At 63.9% G+C, this 24671-nt stretch carries 22 protein-coding genes, 1 tRNA gene and 2 pseudogenes (1 of these 25 running past the window's edge); 4 read left to right on the forward strand and 21 right to left on the reverse strand.

Going from position 1 to position 24671, the window contains the following annotated elements:
- A protein-coding gene (locus tag G6P99_RS06380) for a TRAP transporter substrate-binding protein (protein WP_029079696.1) crosses the window boundary here: on the reverse strand, positions 1-874 show its 5' portion. 215 nt of this gene lie to the left of the window's left edge; the window shows 874 of its 1089 coding nt (coding positions 1-874); the start codon lies at positions 872-874; the stop codon falls past the left edge of the window.
- Between the two features lie 314 nt (positions 875-1188).
- Between G6P99_RS06380 and G6P99_RS06385 the strand changes: the two genes are divergently transcribed.
- Positions 1189-2274 carry an NAD-dependent epimerase/dehydratase family protein gene (locus tag G6P99_RS06385; protein ID WP_029079695.1) on the forward strand — a complete coding sequence of 362 codons (1086 nt, stop codon included), beginning with the start codon at positions 1189-1191 and terminating at the stop codon, positions 2272-2274.
- 214 nt (positions 2275-2488) lie between these two features.
- Here G6P99_RS06385 and G6P99_RS06390 read toward each other — a convergent pair whose 3' ends face one another.
- From G6P99_RS06390 to G6P99_RS06410, 5 genes are all read right to left on the reverse strand, one after another.
- Positions 2489-3796 (reverse strand): NAD(P)H-dependent oxidoreductase, encoded by a 1308-nt coding sequence (locus G6P99_RS06390; RefSeq protein ID WP_165127548.1) that lies wholly within the window; start codon positions 3794-3796, stop codon positions 2489-2491.
- A 158-nt stretch (positions 3797-3954) separates the two neighbouring features.
- Positions 3955-4755, reverse strand: a complete 801-nt coding sequence (locus tag G6P99_RS06395; RefSeq protein WP_029079693.1) for a phytanoyl-CoA dioxygenase family protein — start codon at positions 4753-4755, stop codon at positions 3955-3957.
- A gap of 57 nt (positions 4756-4812) precedes the next feature.
- A complete protein-coding gene (locus G6P99_RS06400) occupies positions 4813-5487 on the reverse strand; it encodes a GntR family transcriptional regulator (RefSeq protein ID WP_029079692.1) in 675 nt (224 codons plus the stop codon).
- Between the two features lie 340 nt (positions 5488-5827).
- On the reverse strand, positions 5828-7084 hold the full coding sequence (locus G6P99_RS06405) for a M20/M25/M40 family metallo-hydrolase (RefSeq protein WP_029079691.1): 1257 nt from the start codon (positions 7082-7084) through the stop codon (positions 5828-5830).
- Between the two features lie 63 nt (positions 7085-7147).
- Positions 7148-8014: a sigma-70 family RNA polymerase sigma factor gene (locus G6P99_RS06410; RefSeq protein ID WP_165127550.1), complete on the reverse strand. Its 867-nt coding sequence runs from the start codon at positions 8012-8014 to the stop codon at positions 7148-7150.
- A gap of 109 nt (positions 8015-8123) precedes the next feature.
- Between G6P99_RS06410 and G6P99_RS06415 the strand changes: the two genes are divergently transcribed.
- Positions 8124-8579 carry a carboxymuconolactone decarboxylase family protein gene (locus tag G6P99_RS06415; protein ID WP_029079690.1) on the forward strand — a complete coding sequence of 152 codons (456 nt, stop codon included), beginning with the start codon at positions 8124-8126 and terminating at the stop codon, positions 8577-8579.
- Positions 8580-8812: 233 nt separating this feature from the next.
- Here G6P99_RS06415 and G6P99_RS06420 read toward each other — a convergent pair.
- A pseudogene (locus tag G6P99_RS06420) lies at positions 8813-9624 on the reverse strand (alpha/beta fold hydrolase).
- 155 nt (positions 9625-9779) lie between these two features.
- On the opposite strand from G6P99_RS06420, the gene G6P99_RS06425 reads away from it, so the two are divergent.
- Entirely contained in the window at positions 9780-10322 is a 543-nt protein-coding gene (locus tag G6P99_RS06425; RefSeq protein WP_029079688.1) for a methylated-DNA--[protein]-cysteine S-methyltransferase, read from the forward strand.
- 218 nt (positions 10323-10540) lie between these two features.
- Here G6P99_RS06425 and G6P99_RS06430 read toward each other — a convergent pair whose 3' ends face one another.
- From G6P99_RS06430 to G6P99_RS06475, 10 genes and pseudogenes are all read right to left on the reverse strand, one after another.
- Entirely contained in the window at positions 10541-11410 is an 870-nt protein-coding gene (locus G6P99_RS06430) for an MBL fold metallo-hydrolase (RefSeq protein WP_029079687.1), read from the reverse strand.
- Between the two features lie 75 nt (positions 11411-11485).
- A complete protein-coding gene (locus G6P99_RS06435) occupies positions 11486-12676 on the reverse strand; it encodes a serine hydrolase domain-containing protein (RefSeq protein WP_165127552.1) in 1191 nt (396 codons plus the stop codon).
- A 25-nt stretch (positions 12677-12701) separates the two neighbouring features.
- Complete coding sequence (locus G6P99_RS06440) at positions 12702-13316, reverse strand: glutathione S-transferase family protein (protein ID WP_165127554.1); 615 nt, start codon at positions 13314-13316, stop codon at positions 12702-12704.
- A 168-nt stretch (positions 13317-13484) separates the two neighbouring features.
- Complete coding sequence (locus tag G6P99_RS06445) at positions 13485-14327, reverse strand: fumarylacetoacetate hydrolase family protein (protein WP_029079684.1); 843 nt, start codon at positions 14325-14327, stop codon at positions 13485-13487.
- A gap of 141 nt (positions 14328-14468) precedes the next feature.
- Positions 14469-15317, reverse strand: coding sequence for an MBL fold metallo-hydrolase (locus G6P99_RS06450; RefSeq protein ID WP_029079683.1), 849 nt, complete (start codon positions 15315-15317; stop codon positions 14469-14471).
- A 21-nt stretch (positions 15318-15338) separates the two neighbouring features.
- A complete protein-coding gene (locus G6P99_RS06455) occupies positions 15339-16286 on the reverse strand; it encodes an NADPH:quinone reductase (RefSeq protein WP_245284587.1) in 948 nt (315 codons plus the stop codon).
- 38 nt (positions 16287-16324) lie between these two features.
- Positions 16325-17107 (reverse strand): SDR family oxidoreductase, encoded by a 783-nt coding sequence (locus tag G6P99_RS06460; RefSeq protein WP_029079681.1) that lies wholly within the window; start codon positions 17105-17107, stop codon positions 16325-16327.
- Between the two features lie 138 nt (positions 17108-17245).
- A complete protein-coding gene (locus G6P99_RS06465) occupies positions 17246-17761 on the reverse strand; it encodes a CvpA family protein (protein WP_029079680.1) in 516 nt (171 codons plus the stop codon).
- Between the two features lie 396 nt (positions 17762-18157).
- The gene (locus G6P99_RS06470; RefSeq protein WP_029079679.1) at positions 18158-19765 is read right to left on the reverse strand and encodes a GMC family oxidoreductase; all 1608 of its coding nucleotides are present in this window, start codon (positions 19763-19765) and stop codon (positions 18158-18160) included.
- Positions 19766-19881: 116 nt separating this feature from the next.
- Positions 19882-21314, reverse strand: a pseudogene (locus tag G6P99_RS06475) (coniferyl aldehyde dehydrogenase).
- Positions 21315-21641: 327 nt separating this feature from the next.
- On the opposite strand from G6P99_RS06475, the gene G6P99_RS06480 reads away from it, so the two are divergent.
- Positions 21642-21718: transfer RNA gene (locus G6P99_RS06480), tRNA-Met, on the forward strand.
- A gap of 26 nt (positions 21719-21744) precedes the next feature.
- On the opposite strand, the gene G6P99_RS06485 is transcribed toward G6P99_RS06480, so the two are convergent.
- The 4 genes from G6P99_RS06485 to G6P99_RS06500 form a co-directional block, all read right to left on the reverse strand.
- A complete protein-coding gene (locus G6P99_RS06485; protein WP_334261934.1) occupies positions 21745-22062 on the reverse strand; it encodes a hypothetical protein in 318 nt (105 codons plus the stop codon).
- Positions 22063-22230: 168 nt separating this feature from the next.
- Positions 22231-23094 carry a hypothetical protein gene (locus G6P99_RS06490; protein ID WP_165127556.1) on the reverse strand — a complete coding sequence of 288 codons (864 nt, stop codon included), beginning with the start codon at positions 23092-23094 and terminating at the stop codon, positions 22231-22233.
- A gap of 378 nt (positions 23095-23472) precedes the next feature.
- On the reverse strand, positions 23473-23796 hold the full coding sequence (locus tag G6P99_RS06495; protein ID WP_165127558.1) for a DUF3768 domain-containing protein: 324 nt from the start codon (positions 23794-23796) through the stop codon (positions 23473-23475).
- A gap of 109 nt (positions 23797-23905) precedes the next feature.
- A complete protein-coding gene (locus G6P99_RS06500; protein ID WP_165127560.1) occupies positions 23906-24526 on the reverse strand; it encodes a hypothetical protein in 621 nt (206 codons plus the stop codon).
- Between the last annotated feature and the right edge of the window lie 145 nt (positions 24527-24671).

Consider the following 24671-nt stretch of genomic DNA (forward strand, 5'->3'; position numbering starts at 1 on the left):
CGATCAGGCGTTTCAGCGCCGGCGGATTGACCGCGTCATACTTGCCGGTCACCCAGGTGAAGGTGTCCTCGGACGCGGCTTGCACCGCCGCCTGATAGTGCTTCGGCAGCGCGTTCCACTTGTCCTTGTTTATCACATTGTGGCCCTGGCCGGTGCCTTCCCACCAGCCGGGATAGTAGTAGAACTTGGCGACCTTGACGAAGCCGAGCTTCTCATCGTCATACGGCCCGACCCATTCGGCGGCGTCGATGGTGCCTTTTTCCAGCGCCGGATAGATATCGCCGCCGGCGATCTGCTGCGGCACGCCGCCGACCTTCGCGATGATGGTGCCGGCGAAGCCGCCGACCCGGAATTTCAGCCCCTGAAAATCCGCCATCGACTTGATCTCCTTCCGGAACCAGCCGCCCATCTGGGCGCCGGTCGAACCGGTCGGAATACCGAGGCAATTGTATTCCTTGAGCAGGTCGTTGAGCAGGTCGGTGCCGCCGCCCCACTGCAGCCAGGAAATATGCTGGCGGGTGTTGAGGCCGAACGGCAGCGACGTGCCGAACGTGAAGGCGGGATTCTTGCCCCAGTAATAATACAGGGCAGTGTTGCCCATCTCGACCGTGCCGTTGGAGACGGCGTCCAGGACCTGCAATCCGGGTACGATCTCGCCGGAGGCAAAGGACTGGATCTGGAAACGATTGTCGGTGATCTCGGCGACGCGCTTGCAGAAGAATTCACACCCGCCATAGAGCGTATCGAGCGCTTTCGGCCAGCTCGCCGCGAGCCGCCATCTGACTTCGGGCATCGATTGTGCGACCGCCGGTGCCGCGACCGCCGTCGCAGCCAGGCCGACGCCGCCTGCTTTCAAGAATTCACGACGCTTCATGCAATTCCCTCCTGTTTGCCGATAGCTCGACAAGGGAACGATCTTGGTGTCGTCTTTTCTTCGCCGGTCGATCGACGTTGCTGTGGTGAGTGTGTCCGGCGGCCCTCGACGGGCTCTTGTCCGTGGAAATCCGAGTCTCTGGTTCCACCGGTCAGGATGATCGTTTGCCGGAGGAAATCAAGCGCCTGCCTTCATCGCAGGTGCGAAGGAAATCGGGCGCAGACGGATTTCATCCGGCAGGCGCCGCGACGGACGCTGTCGCCCCTGCTGCGATCTGCTACGCAGGACAGGTGGATTGATGGGAGTTCGAAGACATGGCCGCCAAGAAAGTCGTGGTCGCCGGTGCGACCGGCCTCGTGGGCGGCGCCGCCTTGCGACACTTCGGCGCATCCGGAGATTGCGAGCGCATTGCGCTGTCGCGCCGCAAGCCGCGCGATCTCCACGGCGCGCGGCACGTGCCGATCGATCTCACCAGCGCGGAGGATTGCCGCCGCGCCGCGGCCGAGCTCCGCGGCGCGACCCACCTGATCTATGCCGCGCTTTATGAAGCCCCGAGCCTGGTCGATGGCTGGCGCGATCCGGAGCAGATCGCAACCAACGACCGGATGCTGCGCAATCTGATGGGCGTGCTCGAGCCCGTCGCGCCCGATCTCAAGCATGTCGCGCTGCTGCAGGGCACCAAGGCTTACGGCGTGCACGTCCGGCCGCTCACGGTGCCGGCGCGTGAGGGCCGTTCGGAGATGTACGAGCAGCCGAACTTCTATTGGGCGCAGGAGAATTTCTTGCGCGAGCTGCAGCGGGGCAAGAACTGGTACTGGAGCATCCTGCGCCCGGTCTTGATCATCGGCGAAGCCATTGGCGGCGCGATGGACCTGATCCCGCCGCTCGGCGTCTATGCCGCGGTGCTGCGCGAGCAGGGCAGGCCGCTGGATTATCCCGGCGGCGCGCCGCGGGTCGCGCAAGCGGTCGACGTCGATCTCTTGGCGCGCGCGACCGCCTGGTCGGGCGATGCGAAGGCTGCGCGCAACGAGGCCTTCAACGTCACCAATGGCGACGTCTTCACCTGGGAGAATATCTGGCCGGCGGTATCAGATGCGCTCGAGATGGCGCCGGGCCGGCACGTGCCGCTGTCGCTGGCGCAGGAATCTCCAAAATGGATCGCAGTGTGGGATGAACTGCGCAAGAAGCACGATCTGATCGCACCTGGTCTCGAAGAGTTCGTCGGCCTGTCGTTCCAATATGCCGATTACAGCATGCGCTACGGGCAGACCGAGTCCGGCCCGCCTTCGATCGTCTCGACGGTGAAGATCAACCAGGCCGGCTTCACCGAGATGATGGATACGGAAGCGATGTTCCGCAAATGGTTCAAGCTGGCGAAGGCGAGCCGGCTGCTGCCGTAGTCATCAGGGCAATGCTCTCTCGTCTCCCTCGCCCCGCTCTTGCGGGGAGAGGGCGGGGTGAGGGGCCTCCATCCGGCGGGCACTTCGCTGCTTGCTGAGCCGCGTGCCTCGCCCCTCACCCGGATCGCATCTCGCGATGCGATCCGACCTCTCCCCGAAAAGTGCGGGGAGAGGTGAAGAAGTCGCCCCGTTCGGGCAGACGGGAGAAAACACGTTAGCGCGAGAGCGCCTTCTCCATCGCCTTGCGCGTCTTGATCGTGTCGTTGGCCTCGTCGACCTCGACATCGCTCCAGCGCACCACGGCGCCGTGGGCGACGTCGTTCTTCAGCTTGACGCGATGCGCGAGCCCGATCGGCAGTGCGCCGGCGGCGAGGCTGGCGGCGGCGGGCATCAACTTGCCCCACACCGTGTAACCGCCTTCGCCGTCGAGCATCTCGCCGGCGCGCAAATTGCGCTTGGCCACCGCTGCGACGTCGCCGCGGAAGCCGCGCGGCTGTCCGGTCGGCTCGTTGCGCAGCGCCGCCGACAGCACGGAAATGTTCAGCTCGAGCCCGATCAGATGATACGGCTTGTACATCGCGGCATAGCGGCCGGACGAATCGGTCTTGAGGCCATACTGCCTGAAGCAGTCCGCGGCATAGTCGTTCGGCGCCTCCAGCACCACATAGACGCCCCAGCGCAGATCGCGGAACACCGGGCGGCCGTCGCGCTCCAGCGACGACACCACCTCGACGATGCCGGATTTCTCCAGCACGCCGCCGTTGTCGCGCGGTCGCATCACATGCGGCAGGTCGTCGACGCCGCAGGGCGGAAACAGCAATCCCTCCGAGGGCACGTCAAGCGTGCAGGCATTGGCGATCGCCGCCATCTCGATCGCGGATTTGGTGCCGTCGAGGAAGGAGTTGAACATCTGCGGGTTCATGCCGGCCGATTGCGCCTCGCTGGCGGTGAGCCCGTAATGCTGCCACACGCCTTCCGGCGTCACGTCATGATAGGCGGGCAGGTACTTCGTGCCCTTGCCGGCGGCGACGACGCGAAAGCCGGTGGCGCGCGCCCAATCGACCATCTCCGCCGTCAGCGCCGGCTGGTCGCCATAGGCAAGTGAGTAGACCACGCCGGCCTTGCGCGCTTCCTCGGCAAGCAGCGGTCCGGCCAGCACATCGGCCTCGACATTGACCATCACGACATGCTTGCCGGCGGCGATTGCCGCGCGGGCATGGCGGATGCCGACCGCGGGATTGCCGGTCGCTTCCACCACGACATCGAATGCGCCGGCGGCGATGGCGCGCGCGCCGTCGTCGGTGAAGGTGGTTGCGCCGATCCGCGCGTCGTCCCAGCCGACCGTGCGGCACGCCTCGCGCGCGCGCTCGCGGTCGAGGTCGACGATGACGGGCACCTCGAGCCCCGGCGTGTGCGGCACCTGCGACAGGAACATCGAGCCGAACTTTCCGGCGCCGATCAGGGCGACGCGAACCGGCTTGCCGGCGGCGGCACGGGTTTTGAGGAGGTGATGCAGGTTCATGATGGGTATCCGGGATCGTTGTCGTGTCCCGGACGCGGTGCGGCACGAAGTGCTGCTCCGCAGAGCCGGGACCCATGGAAGAAGTTGAACAGGAGTGTGGGCCCCGGCTCAGCAGCGCATCGCTGCGCGCTGCGCTGCGTCCGGGGCACGAACGTGTCTTACTCCGCCGCCTGCCGCGGCGCACGGGCGAGCCGCAGCAGCGCGTCGTCCGCCACGGTCTGGATCGGCGCGAAGTCGCGGTGCGCGATGTACTCCGGCCGCGTCGGGGTGCGGATGTAGTTCGAGACCGCGTTCAGCGTCAGGTAGACGATCTTGCGCGGGTAGGGCGTGATGTTGCCGCTCGAGCCGTGCACCAGATTGCCGTGGAACATCAGCATGCCGCCGGGCTTGCCGGTCGGCGCAACGATGCCGCCCTGCTTCACGAGGCGGGTCACCGTCTCTTCGTCCAGCGTCCACAGCGGGTAGGACGTGGTCTCGAGATCGTGCGACGCCTTCAGGTCGCCCGCGGTCTGGCTCTGCGGCACCAGCATCAAGGGGCCGTTGATCGGCATCACCTCGTCGAGGAAGATCGCGATGTTCATCGCGCGCGGCTCCGGCATGCCGTCGTCGCGCTTCCAGGTGCCGTAATCCTGGTGCCATTGCCAGACGTCGCCGGTGAAGGCCGCCTTCGCGTTGATCTTGAACTGGTGCATGTAGACCTTCTCGCCGAACAGCTGCTCGATCGGGTCGATCATGCGCGGATGCGCGCCGAGGAGGCCGAACGCCTCGTTGTAGAGATGCGCGGCGAAGGCGGTGCGCGGCGCGCCGCTCTTCTCGCGCCACACCTCGGGACGGTTGGCGTCATAGATCGAGACCGCCTCGCGCGCGAGGAAGTCGACCTCTTCCTGGCTGAACAGCTCGGGCAGGAACAGCCAGCCTTCGCGATGAAAAAATTCGACCTGCTCCGGGGTCAGTTTCATGGTGCTTTCCTCCTTTGATTATTGGTCTTCGTTCTTGCGACGGCGTGACAATCCTGTTCACGCCGCCACGTCGATCGCTCTCAGCTTCTCTTCCGTCATTCGTCCTGCAGTCTGCGCATGTGCCAGCGCAGCGGCTTCTGCGGCTGCAGCATTGCCGGAGAAAACATGCGCGGCGATGGTCTCGTGTTCGGTCCAGGCGCTGCCGCGGTAATCCAGCTCGGCGAGCACGGTCGCCATCGAGCGGCGCATATGCGGCCATTGCGGCGCGATCATTTCCTCGATCGCGGAATTGCCGGCGAGCCGATAGATCGCGCTGTGGAAGTCGACATCGAGCGCGATCAGGCGTGCCAGCGGCACGCTGTCGTCGATCGTGCGTCCGGCTTCGAGCGCGGCTTCGAGCTGGGTGCGCGCAACGCAATCCTCTTTCACGCGCCTCGCGGCGAGCCGCGCCGCCAGCGCATCGATGGCGCCGCGGACCTCATAGAGCTCGCGGATGCGCCGCGGATCGAGCTGCGTCACCTCGAAGCCGCGCTTGCCGCTGTCTGCGACGAGGCCCTGGCGATGCAATAGATGCAGCGCATGCGAGATCGGTTGGCGCGAGACGCCGAGCTTCTCGGCAAGCTCGTTCTGGGTGATGCGCTGGCCGGGCAGCAGCGTGCGGTCGATGATCGCTTCGAGCAACCGGCCGTAGACCTGGTCGATCAGGTTCGGGAGCGGGTCCAACGGGATCATGCCATCAGTCCAAATTGGAATACGGAATTCCGTGTTCGAAAATGAAACTACTGCGAGTGGCAGGAGCGGTCAAGGCTCCAGTTTGTGATGGCGCTAAGTGACTGAGAAAGGGATGATTTTGCGAAGCACGGGACCCGCAAGGCCGATGTTCGTCGCAGCAACGGTCGACCTCCGGACTCTCGACCACGGACCAGAAAGTGTCCACGATGTCTCCGAACACCCGTCCGCCATCTCCCCGGTCTGAACAGTGGGGGAGGGTGGGGTGGCCCCGGGCGCAGGCGCGAACGATGAACTGCCGGTGCGTCGATCGGCAGCAGAAACGTCCACTTGTTCGAGCCCGCTACTTCGCCTTGCCGAGATCCATCAGCATCCGCGTCATCAGATAGAGCCGCGGCACGATCGAGTTGGTGTCGATGTATTCGTCGCGGGCGTGATAGCCCCAGCCGGCGAGGCCGAAGCTTTCAACCACGATAGCCTTGCCGCTGCGCGCAGCGTAGCCGGCGTCGGTTGCGCCGCCGGTCATCTCGGCGATATCCAGCTTCCGGTCGAGCTCGGCGTAGATCGCCTGTCCGTCTTTCGCGAGCGCGCGGCCGCGATCGTTTGCCACGAAGGGCGGACGGCCTGCCGCGACCTTCACCGTCACTTCGGTGTCGGCGATCAGTTTGTTCTTTACCTTTTCGTCGAGCGCGGCCTGCAGCTTCTCGACGCCATCAGGAATGGTGAGGCGGATGTCGGCGCCTGCGCTGGCGTGGTCGGGGATCTGGTTGCGCACGGTGCCGGCCTTTGCGGTGGTCCAGTTCAGCTGCGTGCCCGGTATCGATTTCGCGACGTCCTGGGTCTGCAGCAATTGATGCGCGAGCTCGATCAGCGCGTTGCGGCCGAGCTGCGGCGCGGCGCCGGCATGCGAGGCCTTGCCCTTCACATCGATTGTGCCGGTGGCGGTGCCGCTGGCGCCGAGCAGCAGGCTTTCATTTTTGGCGACCGGCGGCGCAACCGTCGGCTCGCAGGACAGCACCACATCGTGCTGGTCGGCGAGCTCGGCGATGATCTCGCCGGAACCGATCGAGCCGACCTCTTCATCAGGATTGAACGACACGGTGAGCTTGGTGTAGTCGCGCCAGCCCGCATCATTCAGGATCTTGAGCGAATGCAGGATGACGGCGATGCCGCCCTTGTCGTCAGCAATGCCGGGCCCGTAGATCCTGTTGCCGTCGACCTTATAGGGCTGGGTGTCGAGGATGCCGTGCTCATAGACGGTGTCCATATGCGCGATCAGCATCAGCTTCTTGCTGCCGCTGCCTTCAAAGGTGCCGATCACCATGTCGGCGCCGGCGCCGCGCGTGGTCTTGCGCCGCTCGGTCCTGGCGCCGAGCGCCTTCAGCCGCGCTTCGGTGTAGTCGGCCATCTTCTTCAGGCCCTCGACATCGCTGGAGCCTGACTCGATCAGCACCATGTCGTGCAGGCTCTCGATCACGGCCGGCTGGGCCTGCTCGGCCGCCGCGCGCAGCTTTTCATCTGCGGCGGCAAAGGCGGGGGACGAGGCGAGGGCGAGCGAGAACACGCCGGCCGACGCGAGCAATTTGATGGTTAGTTTCATGATTGTCCTCCCTTGGTGGCGCGGGAGAACGATAGCATCGCGACCCTTCAGCCTCCAGCCGCGTCAGGTGCGGTCGAGCACCTCGACATCGAGTGTCTCGATCGCGGCAGCATCGGCGGTCGCATCGATCGCCGCGATCCTGTCGCCTGAAATCGTGACCCGCAGCACGACGCGCAGCGCGCCGCCGAAGATGACGGCAACGCCGATCGCGCCATCGACCAGCGCGGGCCGCGCCGCCTGTGCGCGTCCCTTGAAGCTTTCGGCGACCGCTGCAGCGCCGCGGATCACCGGCAGCGAGCCGAGCCTTTGCGCGGCCTGATCGGCGCGCACCACGACGTCGGGCGCGAGCACGGCGAGCAGCGCTTCGAAATCGCCGTTGCGCGATGCGGCGAGAAAGGCCTCGACGATGCCGCGCTGCCGGCCGAGATCGGCGTCCGGCGCGGGCGGCGCGCCCTGGACACGACGCCGGGCGCGGCTGGCGAGTTGCCGTGCGGCAGCCGGCGTGCGCCCGACGATCGGCGCGATCTCCTCGAACGGCACCGCGAACATGTCGTGCAGCACGAAGGCCAGCCGCTCCGCCGGCGCCAGCGTTTCCAGTACCACGAGCAGCGCCGCGCCGACGGAATCAGCCATCTCGGTCTCGCGCTCGGACGGATTGTCTGCGACCGGTTCCGGAACGTGCGGGCCGATCGGCTCCTCGCGGCGCGATTTGCGCGAGCGGAGCATGTCGAGGCAGATGCGCGCGATCACCGTGGTCAGCCATCCCCCGAGATTGTCGACCGCAGCAGTGTCGGTGCGGCCGAGCCGCAGCCAGGCCTCCTGCACGGCATCGTCGACCTCGGCGGTCGAGCCCAGCATGCGGTAGGCCACGGCCCGCAAGCGCGGCCGGTTGGCCTCGAACTGCTCGGTGAGAGAATTTTTCTCGTCCATCGGTCACATTCCCTTTGTCCGCTCCGTCATGGCGATGACGAACGAAAGTTGGCCGATGTGACAGCAGATCGGCGCGGCGACGTCAAAAGCAAATCAGGAGAGTGACATGATGAAAGCCCGCATGAACCATCCGGTGATGGTTGTTCCCGATGCCATGAAGGCGCTGCAGGCGCTCAGCGAGAGCACCAAACAGGCTTTGCCGGAAAAGCTGCTCGAATTGGTCCATCTGCGCGCCAGCCAGATCAATGGCTGCAGCGTTTGCGTCGATATGCACCCAAAACTCGCCCGCCGCGCCGGCGAGACCGACGAGCGGCTGTTCGCGGTCGGCGCCTGGCGCGACACGCCCTATTTCAGCGACGCCGAGCGCGCCGCGCTGGCACTGACGGAGGCGGTGACCCGGCTCAGCGACCGCGAGGATCCGGTAACGGATGCGGTGTGGGACGAGGCTGCGAAGCATTTCAACGAGCAGCAGCTGGCTTCCCTGGTGCTGGGGATCGCGGCGATCAACGTCTGGAACCGGGTGAACGTCGCCGTGCGCCAGCCGGTCGGTGTTTGGAAGGTGTGAGCAGATCTCTTGCCGCGCAGGCGGTGCACCCTCTCCCTTTGTGAGAGAGGGTGGCGCGATAAAGCGCAGCGTCATCGCGCCGGGTGAGGGGTTTTCTCCGCGGAGACAGGCCCCTCACCCGGATCGCATTTCGCTTTGCTGCATGCGACATAGCCGAAGCTGCGCTTCGGCGTTCTTGAGAACGGCCGCCGTGGGCGGCCTATGCCTCTCCCACAAGGGGAGAGGTGCATTGCCTATGCCGCCAGAAACTCCAGCACGATCTCGCAGTATCGTTGCGGCGCCTGCTCGAACATCGGGTGCGTGGTGCCCGGGATCATCTCGGTGCGCGCGCCCTTCACATTGGCGGCGAGGGCGTGCAGCACCTTCGGCAGCATGCCCTTGGTGTTGGCGCCGCCGATGAACAGCGTCGGCGTCTTGATCGCTTGCGCATCTGCTTTCGAGAACGGCGGGCGCTGGTCGCGGGTCTGGCCGATCAAGGTGGTCGCGTTGTCGCGCAAGAGCTGCTTGGAGGTTGCCGGAAGCCGCTTCCAGGCGCCGAGGCCTTCGAGCGCGTCCATGAAGATCTGCAAGCCGCCATCGATGTCGCCTCCGGCAATCACGTCGGCTGAGGCCGCGATCCGCGCCGCAAGCGGCGAGGGACCGGGCTGATAGTATCGAGGTCGAGCGTGCCGTCGAGCTCACCGCCGGGCTCGGCCAGGACGAGCTTGTGCAACAGATCCGGCCGCCGCTGCGCGACGCGGAAGCAGATGTGGCCGCCGCGGGAATGCCCCATAAGGTCGACGGGGCTGGTGTCGAATTGCTCGATGAAGGCGATCACGTCGTCGACATGCTGGGCGATCGAATAAGTGTCGCCGACGCCGTCCCAATGCGCCGGGAAGAAATGCCGCAGGCTGACCGCGATCACCCGATGCCGGCGTGTCAGCGGGCCGAGTACCGCCGACCAGATCCGGAAATCGCACAGCGAGCCGTGCACGCAGACCAGCGGCGGGCCCTCTCCGATATCGAGATAGGGCATGTCGAAACCCTTGACGGGAAGGCTGTGCATTTGGGGCTCGCGGGCGGGGCAGATGTTGTTGATTTAGCCCAAGTTCCCACGGAATTCGGGTGGATAGCAACATTCTCCAAGCCTAGATTTCAGGTCAGCAGCAGGCTCGCGCGCGTGAGCCCAAGGGATATATCAAGGAACATTCGGAGCGAGCCATGATCGGCCAGCATTTTGCAATCTTCGAGACCACGATCGGCGCCTGCGGCGTCGTCTGGGGCGAGCACGGCGTCACCGGCGTGCAGCTGCCGATGGGCACCGAGGAGAAGACCCGCAAGCGGATTTTTCAGCGCAATGGCGACGTCGCCGAGGCGGCGCCGCCGGCCGAGGTGCAACACGCGATCGACGGCATGATCGAACTGCTCGCCGGCAAGCCGAACGACCTCGCCGACATCGTGCTCGATCTCGACGACGTGCCGGAATTCAACCGCGGCGTCTACGACATCGCGCGGAAGATTCCGCCCGGCAAGACCGTGACCTATGGCGATATCGCCAAGCAGCTCGGCGGCGTGGAGCTGTCGCGCGACGTCGGCCAGGCGCTCGGCCGCAACCCGTGTCCGATCGTGGTGCCCTGCCACCGTGTGCTGGCGGCCGGCAACAAGCCGGGCGGCTTCTCGGCCAATGGCGGCGTGGTGACCAAGCTGAAGATGCTGCAGATCGAAGGCGCGGTCGTGAACCACACACCGAGTCTGTTTGATTGAGGCACCGGTCTTTCCGGGCTCCCTCTCCCCGTTCTTCACGGGGACAGGGTTGGGGTGAGGGGCTTTATCCGCGTGAATACTGAGAGCCGAATTCGCGGAGGGCCCCCTCACCCGGCTCGCATTTCATGCGACATTGCCGAAGCTTTGCTTCGGCGTCCTTGTGGACGGCCGCCGTAGGCGGCCTGTGCCTCTCCCAGCAGGCGGGGAGAGGCGAAGCACTACGCCGTCTCACACACAAACCCATTCCCCTTCCGCTTGATCTTGCCGACCGAGGGCGAGGGGAAATGCGCGGGGCAGCACAGCGTGTCGGTGTCGCAATAGCGCTCCAGGAAACTCCGCCGCGTCGTCGCGGCCTGCGCCTGGTCGACATCGAACTTCGCCGACAGTTCCGGATAAAGCGTCTGGATCGGCGAGTGCATCAAATCGCCGGCGAACACTGCATCGTCCTTGCCGCGGCCGAAGGTGAAGGCAACGTGGCCCGGCGTGTGGCCGGGCGTCGGCAGGATGCGCGCGTGGTCGCCGATCGCAAAATCATTGCCGACAATCTCGGCCCGCTTGGCCTCGACCACCGGCAGCACGCTGTCCACGAATGGCGGCACCTCGGCCTTCGCGTTGCTCTCGGTCCAGTAGTCGAACTCGGTCTTGTCGAACACGTAACGCGCGTTCGGGAAGGTCGGCACCCAGCGGCCGTTCTCCAGCCGCGTGTTCCAGCCGACATGATCGACGTGCAGATGCGTGCACATCACATAGTCGATGTCGCCGACCGAAAAGCCCGCCGCCGCGAGACCGCGCAGATAGCTGTCATCGGTCTTCATGTTCCATTTCGGCCGCGCCGGCCGCGGCTTGTCGTTGCCGATGCAGCTGTCGATCAGGATGGTGTGGTGCGGCGTCTTCACGATGTAGGACTGGAACGCCAGGATCAGCGTGTCGCTGTCGTCCAGCGCGCCTGCGGCTTTCATCCAGGCGCGGTTCTCGGCGAGGACTTCCGGCGTCAGCCCGGGCAGCATCTCATGCGCGGGCAGGAACGTGGTTTCCTGCTCGACGATGCGATGAATGGTGAGATCGCCGGCCGCATATTTCAGGCTCATGGGTGGTTCCTTCGGCGTTAGCGTTTTCAAGCGAAGTGGAGTCCGGTTTGCGTGAAGAAACGCGCAAAAGAATTTCTAGTGCGCGTCACGCACGGCGGGAATGATGATGTTGGCGAGGATATCCATTGCCGCAAGGCCTTCCTTCGGCTGGCCGTACTGGGCTGCCGTCGTCATCATCACAAGGTCGAGATCGGGCACGGCGACGATGCGCTGGCCGCCCCAACCGAAGGCGCCGGCCCACCTGACTTCTTTCCCCGCCGCAAATGATCGCCCCACCCACCATTGATGGCCATAGAACAGCGTGCCGCCGAAATAGCCGACCGCCTGGAAGTGCGGTGCGATCGACTGGTCCATCCATTCGGCCGGGACGATCTGCTGCTCCTTCCATCGCCCGTGGTCGAGCACGAGCTGGCCGATCTTTGCGGCGTCGCGCGGCCGCAGCCTGAGGCCGGACGCAGCAGCGATCTTGCCGTTCTTGTAGGTCTTCCATTCGAAATCGGTGATACCGAGCGGCTCGAACAACGTCTCGCGCGCGAACGCTTCGAGGGATTTGCCGGAGACTTGCTCGACGATGTTGCCGAGCAGATCGGTACCGCCGCCATTGTAGGTCCACAGCGTATCCGGCGGTGCTGCGATCGGCTTGCCCAGCACGTAGCCGATCGGATCGGTATCGAAGGCGAGATGCGGTTCGTCGTTATCGGGATCGGTCCAGGGCAGAGTCTCGTCCCATTTGATGCCTGATGACATCGTCAGCAAATGGTGCAGCGTGATTGCGTCCCAGCCGGCTGATTTCACCTGATGATGCTCGGGAAAGAACTTCACCACGGGCTCATTGGCGCTGGCGATCAGCTTGCGGTCGATGGCGATGCCGAGCAGCAGCGCCGTCACGCTCTTGGTTGCCGAACGCATGTCGTGCTTGGTCGTCGCGGTGAATTCGATGTGACCCTCGGGCTGGCCCCACGGCTGGTCGATGCCGGCAAAATACTGCTCGAACACCAGTCTGCCGTGTCGCGCCACGACAACTGAATGGATCTCTGTGCTGCGTAGCGCCAGCCGCGCGGCGATGCCGCACAGTCGTTCGCTATCCATGCCGACGCTTTCCGGCGAGGCAATCACCCAGCCGTCGTCGAGCGCGGCCGGCGATCCGCAAGGCTGGCGTTGTTGTCCAGGTGTCATATCGTCGGCCTTCAGATTGGTGATTGAGGCCGTCAACGCGAGCGCGAGGCTCGCGCCGAGACGTGAGAGGCGGGGGAAGCGTTCGCGCATCGTCATTCTCCCCGCCTTCGCTTTGCTACGCCACAGGCGGCGCCGAGATCTTCACCGACGGCCGTTCCAGCATTCGCTGGTAGATGGCGTCGAGCTTGGGATAGGCCTTGCGCCAGCCGCAATCGGCGAAGCGGAAATCCGCATAGCCGAGCACGCAAACAAGGCCGATCTGCGCGATGTCGAACGACGAACCGTTCAGCACGTCCGGCCGGTTCTCGAACCGTGCCATGCCGGCCCAGGCCCGGTTCCAGTGATCGTCATGCCAGGCTTGCCACAGCGAGCCCTGCGGCCGCACCATCTTCTCGTAGCGGCACAGCAGCATGGAATCGAGCATGCCGTTGATCAGCGAGTGATCGGTCTTCAGCTTCCAGCGCCGCGGGCCGTAACCCGGGATCAGCCGGCCGCCGCCGATCTCGTTGAGATATTCGACGATGACATAGGAATCCAAGATGGCATCGCCATGGTCGAGGATCAGCACCGGCAGTTTCTTCAGCGGCGAGATCTTTGAATATTCATCGTTGGCCTGTCCCGGCGCAACGCTGGCCGGCACCAGCTCGATCTTATCGATCAGGCCAAGCTCGATCGCCGCGATGCGCACCTTGCGGGCGAACGGGGAGGCGGGAGAGAAGGTGAGTTTCATGGAGAACTCCTTGCGAAGGTTCTTTCCTCTGTCATAGCCGTCTGAAGGACGGCGTCGCTTTCGCTCGCCTATGCCCGGCCATCCACGACTTTGCTTCCGTACACGACCCAAGACGTGGATGCCCGGGTCAAGCCCGGGCATGACGAATTCAGGAACAATGCGTGCCGCTCACGCCGCGACGATTTCCTGGCGCTGCTCGCCGAGACCTTCGATGCCGAGCGTCACAACGTCGCCGACGTTGAGGAAGGTTGGCGGCTTCATGCCGAGGCCGACGCCGGGCGGGGTGCCGGTGGTGATGATGTCACCGGGCAGCAGCGTCATGAACTGCGAGACGTAGGCGATGCACTTTGCCATCGAGAAGATCATGGTCTTGGTCGAGCCGGTCTGGCGGCGCTGGCCGTTGACGTCGAGCCACATCGACAGGTCTTGCACGTCCTTGATCTCGTCCTTGGTGACGAGCCAGGGGCCGACCGGGCCGAACGTATCGTGCGACTTGCCCTTGGTCCACTGTCCGAGCCGCTCGGTCTGGAAGTTGCGCTCGGAGACGTCGTTGCAGACACAATAGCCGGCGACGTGGTTCAGCGCGTCGGCTTCCGAGACATATTTGGCGCGGGTGCCGATGATCGCGGCGATCTCGACTTCCCAGTCGAGCTTGGTCGAGCCGCGCGGCTTTTCGACCGCGTCGTTCGGGCCGCTCAGGGAGGTGTTCGCCTTCATGAAGATGATCGGCTCAGTCGGGATCGCCGCGCCGGTCTCCTTGGCGTGGTCGGAATAGTTCAGGCCGATCGCGACGAATTTGGAGATGCCGGTGACCGGGGCGCCGAAGCGCGGCTTGCCGGAGACGGCGGGCAGGGAGGCGGCATCGAGGGCGGCAAGCTTCTTCAGCGAGTCCGGCGAATAGGCGTCGCCGGTCAGGTCCTTCAGATGGGCCGAGAGGTCGCGCAGCTGGCCGGATTTGTCGATCAGACCGGGCTTTTCCGCACCCTTTTCGCCATAACGAACAAGCTTCATGTTGATCACTCCCTACGATGTCCTGAGGATTATTACTGGTATACCTCGACACGCTTCATGGAACAGCGCGCCGGGAAATTCAACCGCCATGAGCGCGCTGCATTGCTGCCAAGCCTTATTTTCAAGGCCAGTTCGGGCCGATCATCCCAGCGCGATGAAGCGGAACGCGTCGCCGTCGCGCTTGATGTGGCCGGCACTGAAATGGCCGCCGATCACCAGCGTCGGCGTATCGGCAAAGCGCGAGAACAAGTCGCGCCGCGTCGCGGCCGATTGCTTCGGATCGGAGTCTACGGTCGCAGACCAGTCGAGGTGATACATCTGGCAGGGATGATGCGCGGCATCGCCGGTCAGCAGCGCTTGCTCGCCGCCGGACTTGATGTGGATGCTCATGTGCCCGGGGCTGTGACCCGGCGTCGGGATCAGCGTGATCTCCTCGGTCAGCCGGTGGTCGCTCGGCACCAGCTCGGCCTTGCCGGCATCCGCGATTGGTTTCACGGAGTCCGCGAACACGGCGGCGTGGGCGGGATCGTCGCTGTGGTCGCGCCAGTAATCGTATTCGGTCTTGCCGAACACGTAACGCGCCTTGGCGAAGGTCGGCACCCATTTGCCGCCGACGAGTTTGGTGTTCCAGCCGACATGATCGACATGCAGATGCGTGCACAGCACGGTGTCGATGCTGTTAGGGGCAAATCCGGCCGCGGTCAGCTTCTCCAGGAACGGATCGCTGCGGTTATTCCAGGTCGGCACGTTGCGGCCCTGCTTGTCGTTGCCGAGCCCGGTGTCGACGATGATGCGGTGCTCCGGCGTTTCCACCAGCAGCGAATGGATCGACATTTTCAGCCGGCCCTCCTCGTTGGCGAAATGCGGGATCAGCCAGGGCAGGCTCAGGATCTCTTCCCGGCCGGCCAGCGGCAGGATGAAGCGTGTGCTGCCGACGGTCTCGAGCTCGACGACTTTTGTGATCGTGACCTTGCCGATCGTCCATTGCATGCGGCGTGTCCCCTATTATCGCTATCGTGCGCAGTCGACGATCACGGTGCCGACCTTGTCGCCCTTCTCGACGGCGAGATGGGCTTCTGCCGTCTCGACCAGTGCGAATTGCGCGGCGATGTTGTGCACCCGGGTGCCCGACTCCAGCCATTTCGTGATATCGGCCTGCGCGGCCGCGAGCAGTGGCGGCGGCAGTGCGAACAGCACCAGCGCGCGCACCGTGATGCATTTCTCCATCAATTCGCGCACCGGCAGCGTCGGCGTGCGGTTGCCGTTGGTGGCGTAGACCGCGATCGTCGAGTTCATCGCCATGATTTTCAGCGTGGTCGCGAGGTTGCCGCCGAAATCGACGTCGATCACGCGGTCGACGCCGCGGTTCTCGGTGAACGCCATCACCTTCGAGACGACGTCCTCGGTCCGGTAGTTGACGACCGTGTCGGCGCCGGCGAGCCGCGCTTCGACGTCCTTGACCTGCGAGCTCACGGTCGCGATCACCCGCGCGCCGCCCCATTTCGCGAGCTGCACGGCATAGTGGCCGACCGCGCCGGCGCCGCCGGTGACCAGCACCGTCTGCCCGGCGATCGGACCGTCCGCATACAGCGCGCACCACGCGGTCATGCAGGGGATGCCGAGCGTAGCACCGGCCGCGAACGACACGTTCTGCGGCAGCGGCGTCACCAGATAATCGGCAAGCGTGATGTATTCGGCCGCGGTGCCGAAGGCGCGGCCATTGCGCTGGCCATTGAACAGCCAGACCCGGTCGCCGACCGCAAAGCGGGTGACGCCTTCACCGACCTGGTCGACGATCCCGGCGCCGTCGCTGTTAGGGATCACGCGCGGAAATTCCATCGCGCGATAGTTGCCGCTGCGGCGGCCGACATCGGCCGGATTGACGCCTGAAGCCTCGAGGCGAACGCGGACCTCCCCGGGGCCGGCCTCAGGTGTCGGCATCTCGCCGACGGTAAGCACCGTCGGCGCCGCGCCTGTCCGCTCGTACCAGACCGCTCTCACAGCGTACCGGGGAAGGCGCCGCCATCGAGCAGGATGTTCTGCCCGGTGATGAAGCCGGCCTTGTCGCCACACAGGAAGGCGCAGGCGTAGCCGAATTCATCGGGATGACCGAAGCGGCCGGCGGGGTTCAGCTTGGCACGCTCGGTCATGACAGCCTCGATCGAAAGGCCGCGCTTTTCGGCTTCCGCCTTGCCGGTGCCGCGCAGACGGTCGGTGTCGAACGGGCCCGGCAGCAGGCCGTTGATGGTGACGTTGTTGATCACGGTCTTGCGCGACAGGCCGGCGACGAAGCCGGTGAGGCCGGCGCGGGCGCCGTTGGAGAGGCCGAGAATCTCGATCGGCGCCTTCACCGCCGCCGAGGTGATGTTGACGATGCGGCCGAACTTGCGCGCCATCATGCCGTCGACGGTCGCCTTGATCAGCTCGATCGGCGTCAGCATGTTGGCGTCGATCGCCTTGATCCAGTCGTCGCGGGTCCAGTTGCGGAAGTCGCCGGGCGGCGGGCCACCCGCATTGTTGATCAGGATATCCGGATCGGGGCAGGCCTTGAGCACGGCTTCGCGTCCTGCCGGGGTCGTGATGTCGCCGACGATCTCGGTGACGGTGACGGCGGGATGGCCTTTACGGATCTCGTCGGCGGTCTGCTTCAGCGCCTCGGCGCCGCGCGCCGTCAGCGTGACATGCACGCCCTCATTGGCGAGCGCGATCGCGCAGGCGCGGCCCAGTCCCTTGCTCGATGCGCAGACGATGGCGCGGCGGCCTTTGATTCCAAGATCCACGAGTTTCACTCCCTGTGATGTTGGGTCGGTTTGTAAGGTTTTGATGGCGCCAGTCTAGCCAAGCCCGGCGGCGCAAGTAAGGGAGGTGCAATGCATAAGTGCATGCCGGACCGGAACAGGCGGGGCGAGCACCGTGGGTTAGATGTGTTGCTCCCGCCGCAACCGCTCGATCGCCATGGCGGCTTCGGGCGGCAATGAGCGGAATCCGGCCTGTCCGGCCGCGGAAAACAACGGCCGCAATTGCGATCCGTTGAGGAATTGCGGCTGCCTGGCAACCGGCACCAGCTGATCGAACACCAGCACCAGCGTGGTCACGACAAGGCCGACCCTGATCGCGCCGAGCAGCGCGCCGCCGAGCCGGTCGCCGATCCCGACCTCCGCACCGATGGTGTCGTCGAGCATCGTCCGCGCCATCTTTCCGAGGATGACGCCGATCAGCAGGAACAGGCCGAACAGCAGCACGCCGTTGGGCGGAAACGGCGACGACGGAAGCGTCGCGATGTGCGGCCCGATCATCGCCATCGCGGCGACCGCGAGCGGCATGGCGACGAGATAAGCCAGGATCGTGACCGCGCTGCGCAGCAGGCCCGTCGTGAAGCCAGTAACCACCGCGAACAGCAACCCAAGGGTCACGACAATGTCGAAGAGGTTCATGGATAAGGATTTCCTGCCCCGATCTCCTGCGGTCCCCCGGTTGATGAAACCGGCATACATCAAGGACAATTTTAGTGATCAATCGTCCGCTTCAATCCGGCAACCTGTAGATGTCCGGCCTATGCGATGTCGGTAAAGAAATCATCCTCATCGCAGGCCGCTTCGCAGGGGCTGGGGCGGCATCGGTGCGTAGCCCGGATGAAGCGCAGCGAAATCCGGGACCCGTACACGGTCGTGGCCCTGGATTGCGCTTCGCTCCATCCGGGCAACGCTCCCTGAACTGACGATCCTGTCATTGCCGGGCTTGACCCGGCAATCCATCCGCTTCGCAAGACTCTCGCGAAGATGATGGATGCGCGGGTCAAGCCCGCGCATGACGATCCTGCTTGGTGGCCGCTATCCCGCCCGCATCTCCGCCTTGATCATGTCGGCGGCCTTTTCTCCGATCATGATGGTCGGAGCATTGGTGTTGCCGCCGATCAATGTCGGCATGATAGAGGCGTCGACCACGCGCAGCGCTTCGAGCCCGTGCACGCGCAACTTCGGATCGACCACCGCAAGCGGATCGTCGGTGCCCATCCTGCAGGTGCCGACCGGGTGGTAGACCGTGTCGGAGCGCGCCCGCAGGATGCTGCGGATGTCGTCATCGGTGCGGACATCTGATGTGAACATGTCCTTCTGCTGTAGGGCGCGTAGCGCCGGCGTGTCGAGCAGCCGCTTCGTCATCTTGAAGCCTGCGACCATGGTCTCGACGTCGCTGTCCTCGCCGAAGAAATTCGGATCGATCGCGGGGGCTGCCAGCGGGTCGGCGCTGTTCAGCCACACGCTGCCGCGGCTTGCCGGGCGCAGCAGGCAGACATGGCAGGAGAAGCCGGTGCCCCAGCGCGGCTTGCGGCCGTGGTCTTCCACCATGGCCATGCAAAAATGCAGCTGGATGTCGGGGACGTCGAGGTCCGGTCGCGTCTTCAGGAAGCCGCCGCATTCGGCGACGTTCGAAGTCATCGGGCCGCGCCGCTCGCGCCGGTATTGCCCGATGCCCTTGATGATCCGCCCGATGCCGCTCCACGACAGCCCCGAGAAATAAGGTGCGTCGGAGGCGAAGCCGAACACGAAATCGGGATGATCCTGCAGGTTCTGTCCGACACCCGGCAGATGATGCACGCTGGCGATGCCGTGCTTGCCGAGCGCCGCTGCGTCGCCTATGCCCGACAGCATCATCAATTGCGGCGACTGGAACGCGCCCGCTGAGAGGATGACCTCGCGCCGCGCGCGCAGCGCCTTCTTCTCCTTGCCTTGCATGTATTCGACGCCGACGGCGCGCTTGCCCTCGAAGATGATGCGCGTCGCCTGCGCTTGGGTCTCGATGCGCAGGTTGGGCCGGCGGCCCATTTGGGGATGGATGTAGCCGCGCGCTGCGCTCCAGCGCTCCCCATTCCTCTGAGTCACCTGGTAGATGCCGAGGCCTTCCTGCTCGGCGCCGTTGAAATCGTCGCGGATCCGGAACTGCGCCTCGCGCGCGCCCTGCAGGAACATCTCCTTGACCGGATTGTCGGACTGCAGGCCCGTGACGTTGAGCGGCCCGCCCTTGCCGTGATATTCGCCGTCGAGCTCCGTGTTGTGCTCCGAACGCTTGAAGTAGGGCAGGACGTCGTCGTAGCTCCAGCCCGTATTGCCGAGCGAAGCCCAGTGATCGTAGTCGGCGCGATGGCCGCGGATGTAGACCATGGCATTGATGGCGCTTGAGCCGCCGAGCCCCTTGCCGCGCGGCTGATAGCCGATGCGGCCGTTCAGGCCCTTCTGCGGCACCGTGTCGAACGCCCAATTGTTGATCTTGCCGGAGAGCATGAGAATGATGGCGCCGGGCGTGGTGACGACCCAATTGTCGTTCTTGCCGCCGGCATCGAGCAGCGCCACCGAGGTCGCCGCATCCTCCGACAACCGCCCCGCCACCGCGCAGCCGCCGGAGCCTGCGCCCACCACCACGAAGTCGAATGTGTCTGTCACGTTTCCCCCTTGCTTGTTCTTGTTCGTCATTCCGGGGCGATGCGCTAGCATCGAACCCGGAATCTCGAGATTCCGGGTCTGGTCCTTCGGACCATCCCGGAATGACGGCGTACGCGCTACGACAACAACCGCATCAGCTTCTCCAGCCGTGCGATCTTCGCGCCATAGGGTGGATAGAGATCGGCGAGCCGGTTGAAGCGCGAGCGGTAGAACACCGGCTTCAGCTTGGTCAGCGTCTTGAATCCCCATTCGCCGTGATAGGCGCCGGTGCCGGACGCGCCGACGCCCCCCATCGGCTGATAGGCCTGCGCGAAATGGAACAGGCAGTCGTTGACGGTGACGCCGCCGGACACCGTGCGCGTCAGCACCTCGTCGCGGGCGGCGCTGTCGGTGCCGAACCAGTACAGCGCCAGCGGGCGGTCGCGCTTGTTGATGAAGGCGATCGCCTCGGTCGCGTCGCGCGTGCCCATGACCGGCAGCAGCGGTCCAAAGATCTCCTCCTGCATCACGGTCATCTCAGGCGTGGCGTCGACGATCAAGGTGGGTGGGAATTTGCGCCTCGCCTTCCACTCGGGATCGTTCGGCGCCGCCGGTTGCATGATGGTCGCGCCCTTCGCGGCGGCGTCGGCAACCAGGCCCTCCAGCCGCGTGTAATGCCGGTCCGAGACGATCGAGCTGTAGTCGGCATTTTTCGGATCGGTGCCGAACATGTGCTGCATGTGGCCCTGCACCCGCATCGCGAAGGGCTGCACCGCGGTCTGCGGCACCAGCGCGTAGTCGGGCGCGATGCAGGTCTGGCCCGCATTGAGCAGCTGCCATAGGCGATGCGTTGCGCGGCTTCGTCGATATCGGCAGAGCCGTCGACGATCACCGGCGACTTGCCGCCGAGCTCGAGCGTCACCGGCGTCAGGTTGCGGCCACAGGCCTCCGCGACCAGCCGACCGACCCGGGTCGAGCCGGTGAAGATCAGATGATCGAACGGCAACGCGGCAAAGGCCTTTGCGATGTCGTCGTCGATATCGGTGACCGCGAGCTCGGTGGTGTCGAACTTCTTCTCGATCACCTCGGCCAGCAGCTCGGCGAAGCGCGGCACCAATTCGCTCGGCTTGATGATCGCCCGGTTGCCGGCCGCGATCGCGGCGACTGCGGGCGCCAAGGTCAGCTGCAGCGGATAATTCCAGGGCGCGATGATGCCGACCACGCCGAGCGGCTGCGGGATCAGCCGGTTTTTGGCCGGCGCGAACTGCACCGTGGTCGGGATCTTCTCGGGTGCCATCCAGCCCTTGAGGTGCTTGGCCGCATGCTTGATCTCGCCGAGCACCAGCATGGTCTCGGCGATCGCGGTCTCGACAGTAGAGCGGTGGCCGAAATCGGCCGAGATCGCCGCCTCGAATCGCGCCTCGTTCTCGGTCAGCGCGGCGCGCAGGCGGCGCAGCCGGTCGAGCCGCGCCTGCAATGTCGGCGCCGGCTCGCTCCGCGACAGCTCGATCTGGCGGTGAAAGGCCTCCTCAAGCGCATGCAGCCCCGGGCTCTTCAATGGCCGGTCCATGGCGTTCCCCTCGGCGTTCCCCCTCGGATGACGTGTCCTTGACGGACTTTGTTGGGCGCCAAGCTCCGCTTTTGCGCGCGATCTGGCAAGAGCGGGTTCCCGGCGGTAAATTTGCGAGGAAAACCACAGATTTCGGCGTCACAAAAACCTCAAAAACCCGCATCCGGGGCTTTCCAAACCGCACTCACGTTGATACATACCCCTCGCACCCGACGGCTTCGGCCCGGGTCGCCTTCTCAGGAAGCCTCCGGACGGATCGATCGGCGCCATCTGATGCGTTGGCCGACCGGCTCGGGCTCTCTTTCAGCAAGGCACGCAACGGTTTAACGCGGGGTGGAGCAGCCCGGTAGCTCGTCAGGCTCATAACCTGAAGGTCATAGGTTCAAATCCTATCCCCGCAACCAAACAAGCCTCTGATTTTGCAGGGCTTTCAGAGGGCCGCTCCCCCGGGGCGGCCTTTTTGTTTTGGCCGTGTCGCCACCGTGTCGCCACGCGCATTAATTCGTGCGCCGCGTTTCCGATTGGCCTCGCGGGTATATTTTTCGGCCTGGGCAAGGGTCGTGTGACCGAGCGCAGCCATGATGTTCGTGAGTGCAGGCCCGGCTCCGCCGACTATCCCGCTAACAAAGTCGCCGACCTGCTGCTGCCCCTGGTATTGGAGGGCGAACCTGGAGATCAAGGCCGTCGTCGCCGTCTGATCGATCCTCAGCGGAAGATCGCGCCTACCTGGGGTGCTGGCCAGGTGCATACCTGTCATCCCAATGAGAGAATTAAAGTCGCAAGGCCGCGGCGCCGACCGCAAGGACTGCACGGTTTCGGGCCGGGAGAAGTTCAGCCCCGATCCCGCTCGTCTAGTCGAGTTTTTTTCTTCAGGCAAAGCGGAAGCGGCGCTAAGGAGGCCGCACAAGAGCGGTACCTATGTCAGGCTCACCGATCCCGGCGCTGCTCTATTTGCCTGACGAGCCAAAGCGGGAATAAGCCCCGCGCTCTGCCGACGGATATACTCGTCTCCGCAATCTGCAAACAAATTGCAGCTATAATCTCGGGGAACAGCGATTTTCGCGAGCATCTTGGAGGCCGGAATTGTGGTGGTCGCCTCTATGCCCATAGATGAGTTCCACTGCAAACCCTGCAGGTCATCAGGCGTCATTTTCACGGCGTAAACAATTCCATGATCGTGACGCCTTTCCGCGTCGTCAGCAACCCAGCGAATATTTGCGAGAGCATCCATTTGCTCTCTCAGCCAATCAAGATCGACTTTCACCGGCCTCGCTATTTCGATCATTGAGGGATGAGCATTCATCCCGATAAGACTGCGAAAGTTCGCCAACATTTTGGTTTCATGCCGCTCGCGAACGGCTGGTTCACGCAAGTAAGAGTCAAGGTCAGCAAAGGCAAACCTCAGGGCTCGCAATTTTTCTCCACCGGCAAAATCTAGCGTTGCGTACAACAACGCTCTGAGACTGGTTTCAGCAAAAAATAACAAGCCCGTTGTGGGATCACGTAAGTCATGGTCGAGAGAGAACGGTTTTAGTACAGGTAGGCCGCCCCAACTCTCTCCAGCCCATTTCATCGCTTCATAAACACTGGCAACACGCTGAAGCTCTTCGCGTGAGACCATATTGAGCTGTGGTCTGAACCCCTCACGCTCAATGGCATCGGCGTTAAAGCCAGATGTACCGTGAAACATTACCCAGGGATCATGATCGATCTCACTGCAAAAAAGTTGAACATCGGTCGCAATGCGATCTGGATCGAACACTTGGACGGAAATATTCATGCACACCAATTAAAGCACGTTATTCACTTTTGAGCGCTGTAGAATTCTTCACGGGGTTCTTCCTAACTCGGCAACGCTTGGCAATCAACTATCGCAGAATCCGCCACGCTGCACGGCATCCCGGCCCACCGATGGGGCAGCCTTTTACGATGCCGTTCTTCGGATAAACCAGCCGCCGGTTAAAGTCGCGGTCAGCTCCTCACGTCGCTCGCGAAGAAGCCTTGCCGCAGCCGCGATGCGCCCGCGGACCCGCATACCCAGTTTTGCGATACCAGCGGTTTGGTGGAGGCTACTCGCTACGTCACTTCCGTAAAATTACGGACCCTCGCGAGGCAATCAAATGGCTATCTGCTATCAAGCCCGACTAAACCACACCAATCAGTATTCTTCAGCTAACATCAGGGTGATCACTCGTTCGGTAACGGTCGGATCGGACGGATCGGGCGAACCGAATTCGAAGTCGGCATCGTAGTAGTCGATCTTGAACAGGATGGAAGCGCCCTCAAATTCGAGCATGCCGAAATCGTGCTCGCCGTGCGGATCGTTGGCTATACAGAAGTCGTCAAACGTCCCTATAGCCGTTACGAGACGCTGAACGGCCTCTGGTCCGAGCGCGGCAATGCCAGGCGTCATGAACGCCTTGCCGCCCGTGAGAGTCGTTCGAAGCTGATCATTGAGCGCACGAATCCGTTCAACCGACATGGTTGCTTTCTCCGGTGATGTTGGGGGATGCCGGAATCTGTCCGGCGCGTTGGTAGGGGGTTGGCCCGGGCCGCAGTCCGAGCCAATTTGGGATCGAGGGCGGGTAGAATCAGGCGAGGCCGGGGTTGACCAACGCGACCGTGTTGATGTGCCTGATGAACTTCGGCAGCTTGGGGGCGTCGCGATATCGCAAAGTCAGAATTTCTGCATCCCTCGCGATAACCACGGCTTCCCACCAGCCATCATCGGGCGACTCATGGGCCAGAACCATGTGGCCGACGCCTATTTCTTCCCAACTGCGCGGTAAGCCGGAAGTTACCGGCGAAATACATCTTACTTCCGCGGTCGCGGCTTCCGTTTTCCCGTTCGTCTGAGCGTTGTCGGAAGCCTGCCGTGGAGCATCTAGTTTTTCGGCAGCAGGCTCTTCTTGGGCAAGCGGTCCCGCCGCTCCCAGTATCTTGTCGTAGAGTTCACGCCTGATGTTCGGGACGAACAGCTTCACGACCTTGCCGCCGCCATAGACTCGTCCCACCGGCAGCTTCATGCTCAACGCTGACACTGCTTCCGGTTGGTCGATCAGTACCCGGCAATTCATGTCCATGGCCGCCGACACGATGCTGTCCTTTAGCTCGGCGAACCGAGCGCCGCGCGGCTTGCCATTGGCGTCGAGTCCTAGGACGTAGACCTGATCAACCTTTGCCGCTGCGGCCTTCCCAGTTTTCTTGCCCATCTACTAGCTCCCAGAAATGCAGAAGGGAGCCGACAGGCTCCCTCAATCTGCGATTGAATGGTGATTTTAGTCCAAGAAGTGCTCAGGGTAATTCAGGTAATCCCGGAAGTATCTCAAAGTCTAAAATCAGCTAAGTCGTGAATCG

It is taken from the genome of Bradyrhizobium sp. 6(2017) (genome assembly GCF_011058295.2).
GTDB classification, from domain to species: Bacteria; Pseudomonadota; Alphaproteobacteria; order Rhizobiales; family Xanthobacteraceae; genus Bradyrhizobium; species Bradyrhizobium septentrionale.

Coding starts and splice junctions, on each gene's coding strand:
- G6P99_RS06395 (WP_029079693.1), bottom strand. CDS start 4,755: ATGAAACTGACCCCGGAGCAGGTCGAATTTTTTCATCGCGAAGGCTGG.
- G6P99_RS06445 (WP_029079684.1), bottom strand. CDS start 14,327: ATGAAGCTTGTTCGTTATGGCGAAAAGGGTGCGGAAAAGCCCGGTCTG.
- G6P99_RS06425 (WP_029079688.1), top strand. CDS start 9,780: ATGATCGGCCAGCATTTTGCAATCTTCGAGACCACGATCGGCGCCTGC.
- G6P99_RS06415 (WP_029079690.1), top strand. CDS start 8,124: ATGAAAGCCCGCATGAACCATCCGGTGATGGTTGTTCCCGATGCCATG.
- G6P99_RS06500 (WP_165127560.1), bottom strand. CDS start 24,526: ATGGGCAAGAAAACTGGGAAGGCCGCAGCGGCAAAGGTTGATCAGGTC.
- G6P99_RS06400 (WP_029079692.1), bottom strand. CDS start 5,487: ATGATCCCGTTGGACCCGCTCCCGAACCTGATCGACCAGGTCTACGGC.
- G6P99_RS06495 (WP_165127558.1), bottom strand. CDS start 23,796: ATGTCGGTTGAACGGATTCGTGCGCTCAATGATCAGCTTCGAACGACT.
- G6P99_RS06385 (WP_029079695.1), top strand. CDS start 1,189: ATGGCCGCCAAGAAAGTCGTGGTCGCCGGTGCGACCGGCCTCGTGGGC.
- G6P99_RS06440 (WP_165127554.1), bottom strand. CDS start 13,316: ATGAAACTCACCTTCTCTCCCGCCTCCCCGTTCGCCCGCAAGGTGCGC.
- G6P99_RS06435 (WP_165127552.1), bottom strand. CDS start 12,676: ATGCGCGAACGCTTCCCCCGCCTCTCACGTCTCGGCGCGAGCCTCGCG.
- G6P99_RS06430 (WP_029079687.1), bottom strand. CDS start 11,410: ATGAGCCTGAAATATGCGGCCGGCGATCTCACCATTCATCGCATCGTC.
- G6P99_RS06405 (WP_029079691.1), bottom strand. CDS start 7,084: ATGAAACTAACCATCAAATTGCTCGCGTCGGCCGGCGTGTTCTCGCTC.
- G6P99_RS06490 (WP_165127556.1), bottom strand. CDS start 23,094: ATGAATATTTCCGTCCAAGTGTTCGATCCAGATCGCATTGCGACCGAT.
- G6P99_RS06465 (WP_029079680.1), bottom strand. CDS start 17,761: ATGAACCTCTTCGACATTGTCGTGACCCTTGGGTTGCTGTTCGCGGTG.
- G6P99_RS06390 (WP_165127548.1), bottom strand. CDS start 3,796: ATGAACCTGCATCACCTCCTCAAAACCCGTGCCGCCGCCGGCAAGCCG.
- G6P99_RS06410 (WP_165127550.1), bottom strand. CDS start 8,014: ATGGACGAGAAAAATTCTCTCACCGAGCAGTTCGAGGCCAACCGGCCG.
- G6P99_RS06450 (WP_029079683.1), bottom strand. CDS start 15,317: ATGCAATGGACGATCGGCAAGGTCACGATCACAAAAGTCGTCGAGCTC.
- G6P99_RS06485 (WP_334261934.1), bottom strand. CDS start 22,062: ATGCACCTGGCCAGCACCCCAGGTAGGCGCGATCTTCCGCTGAGGATC.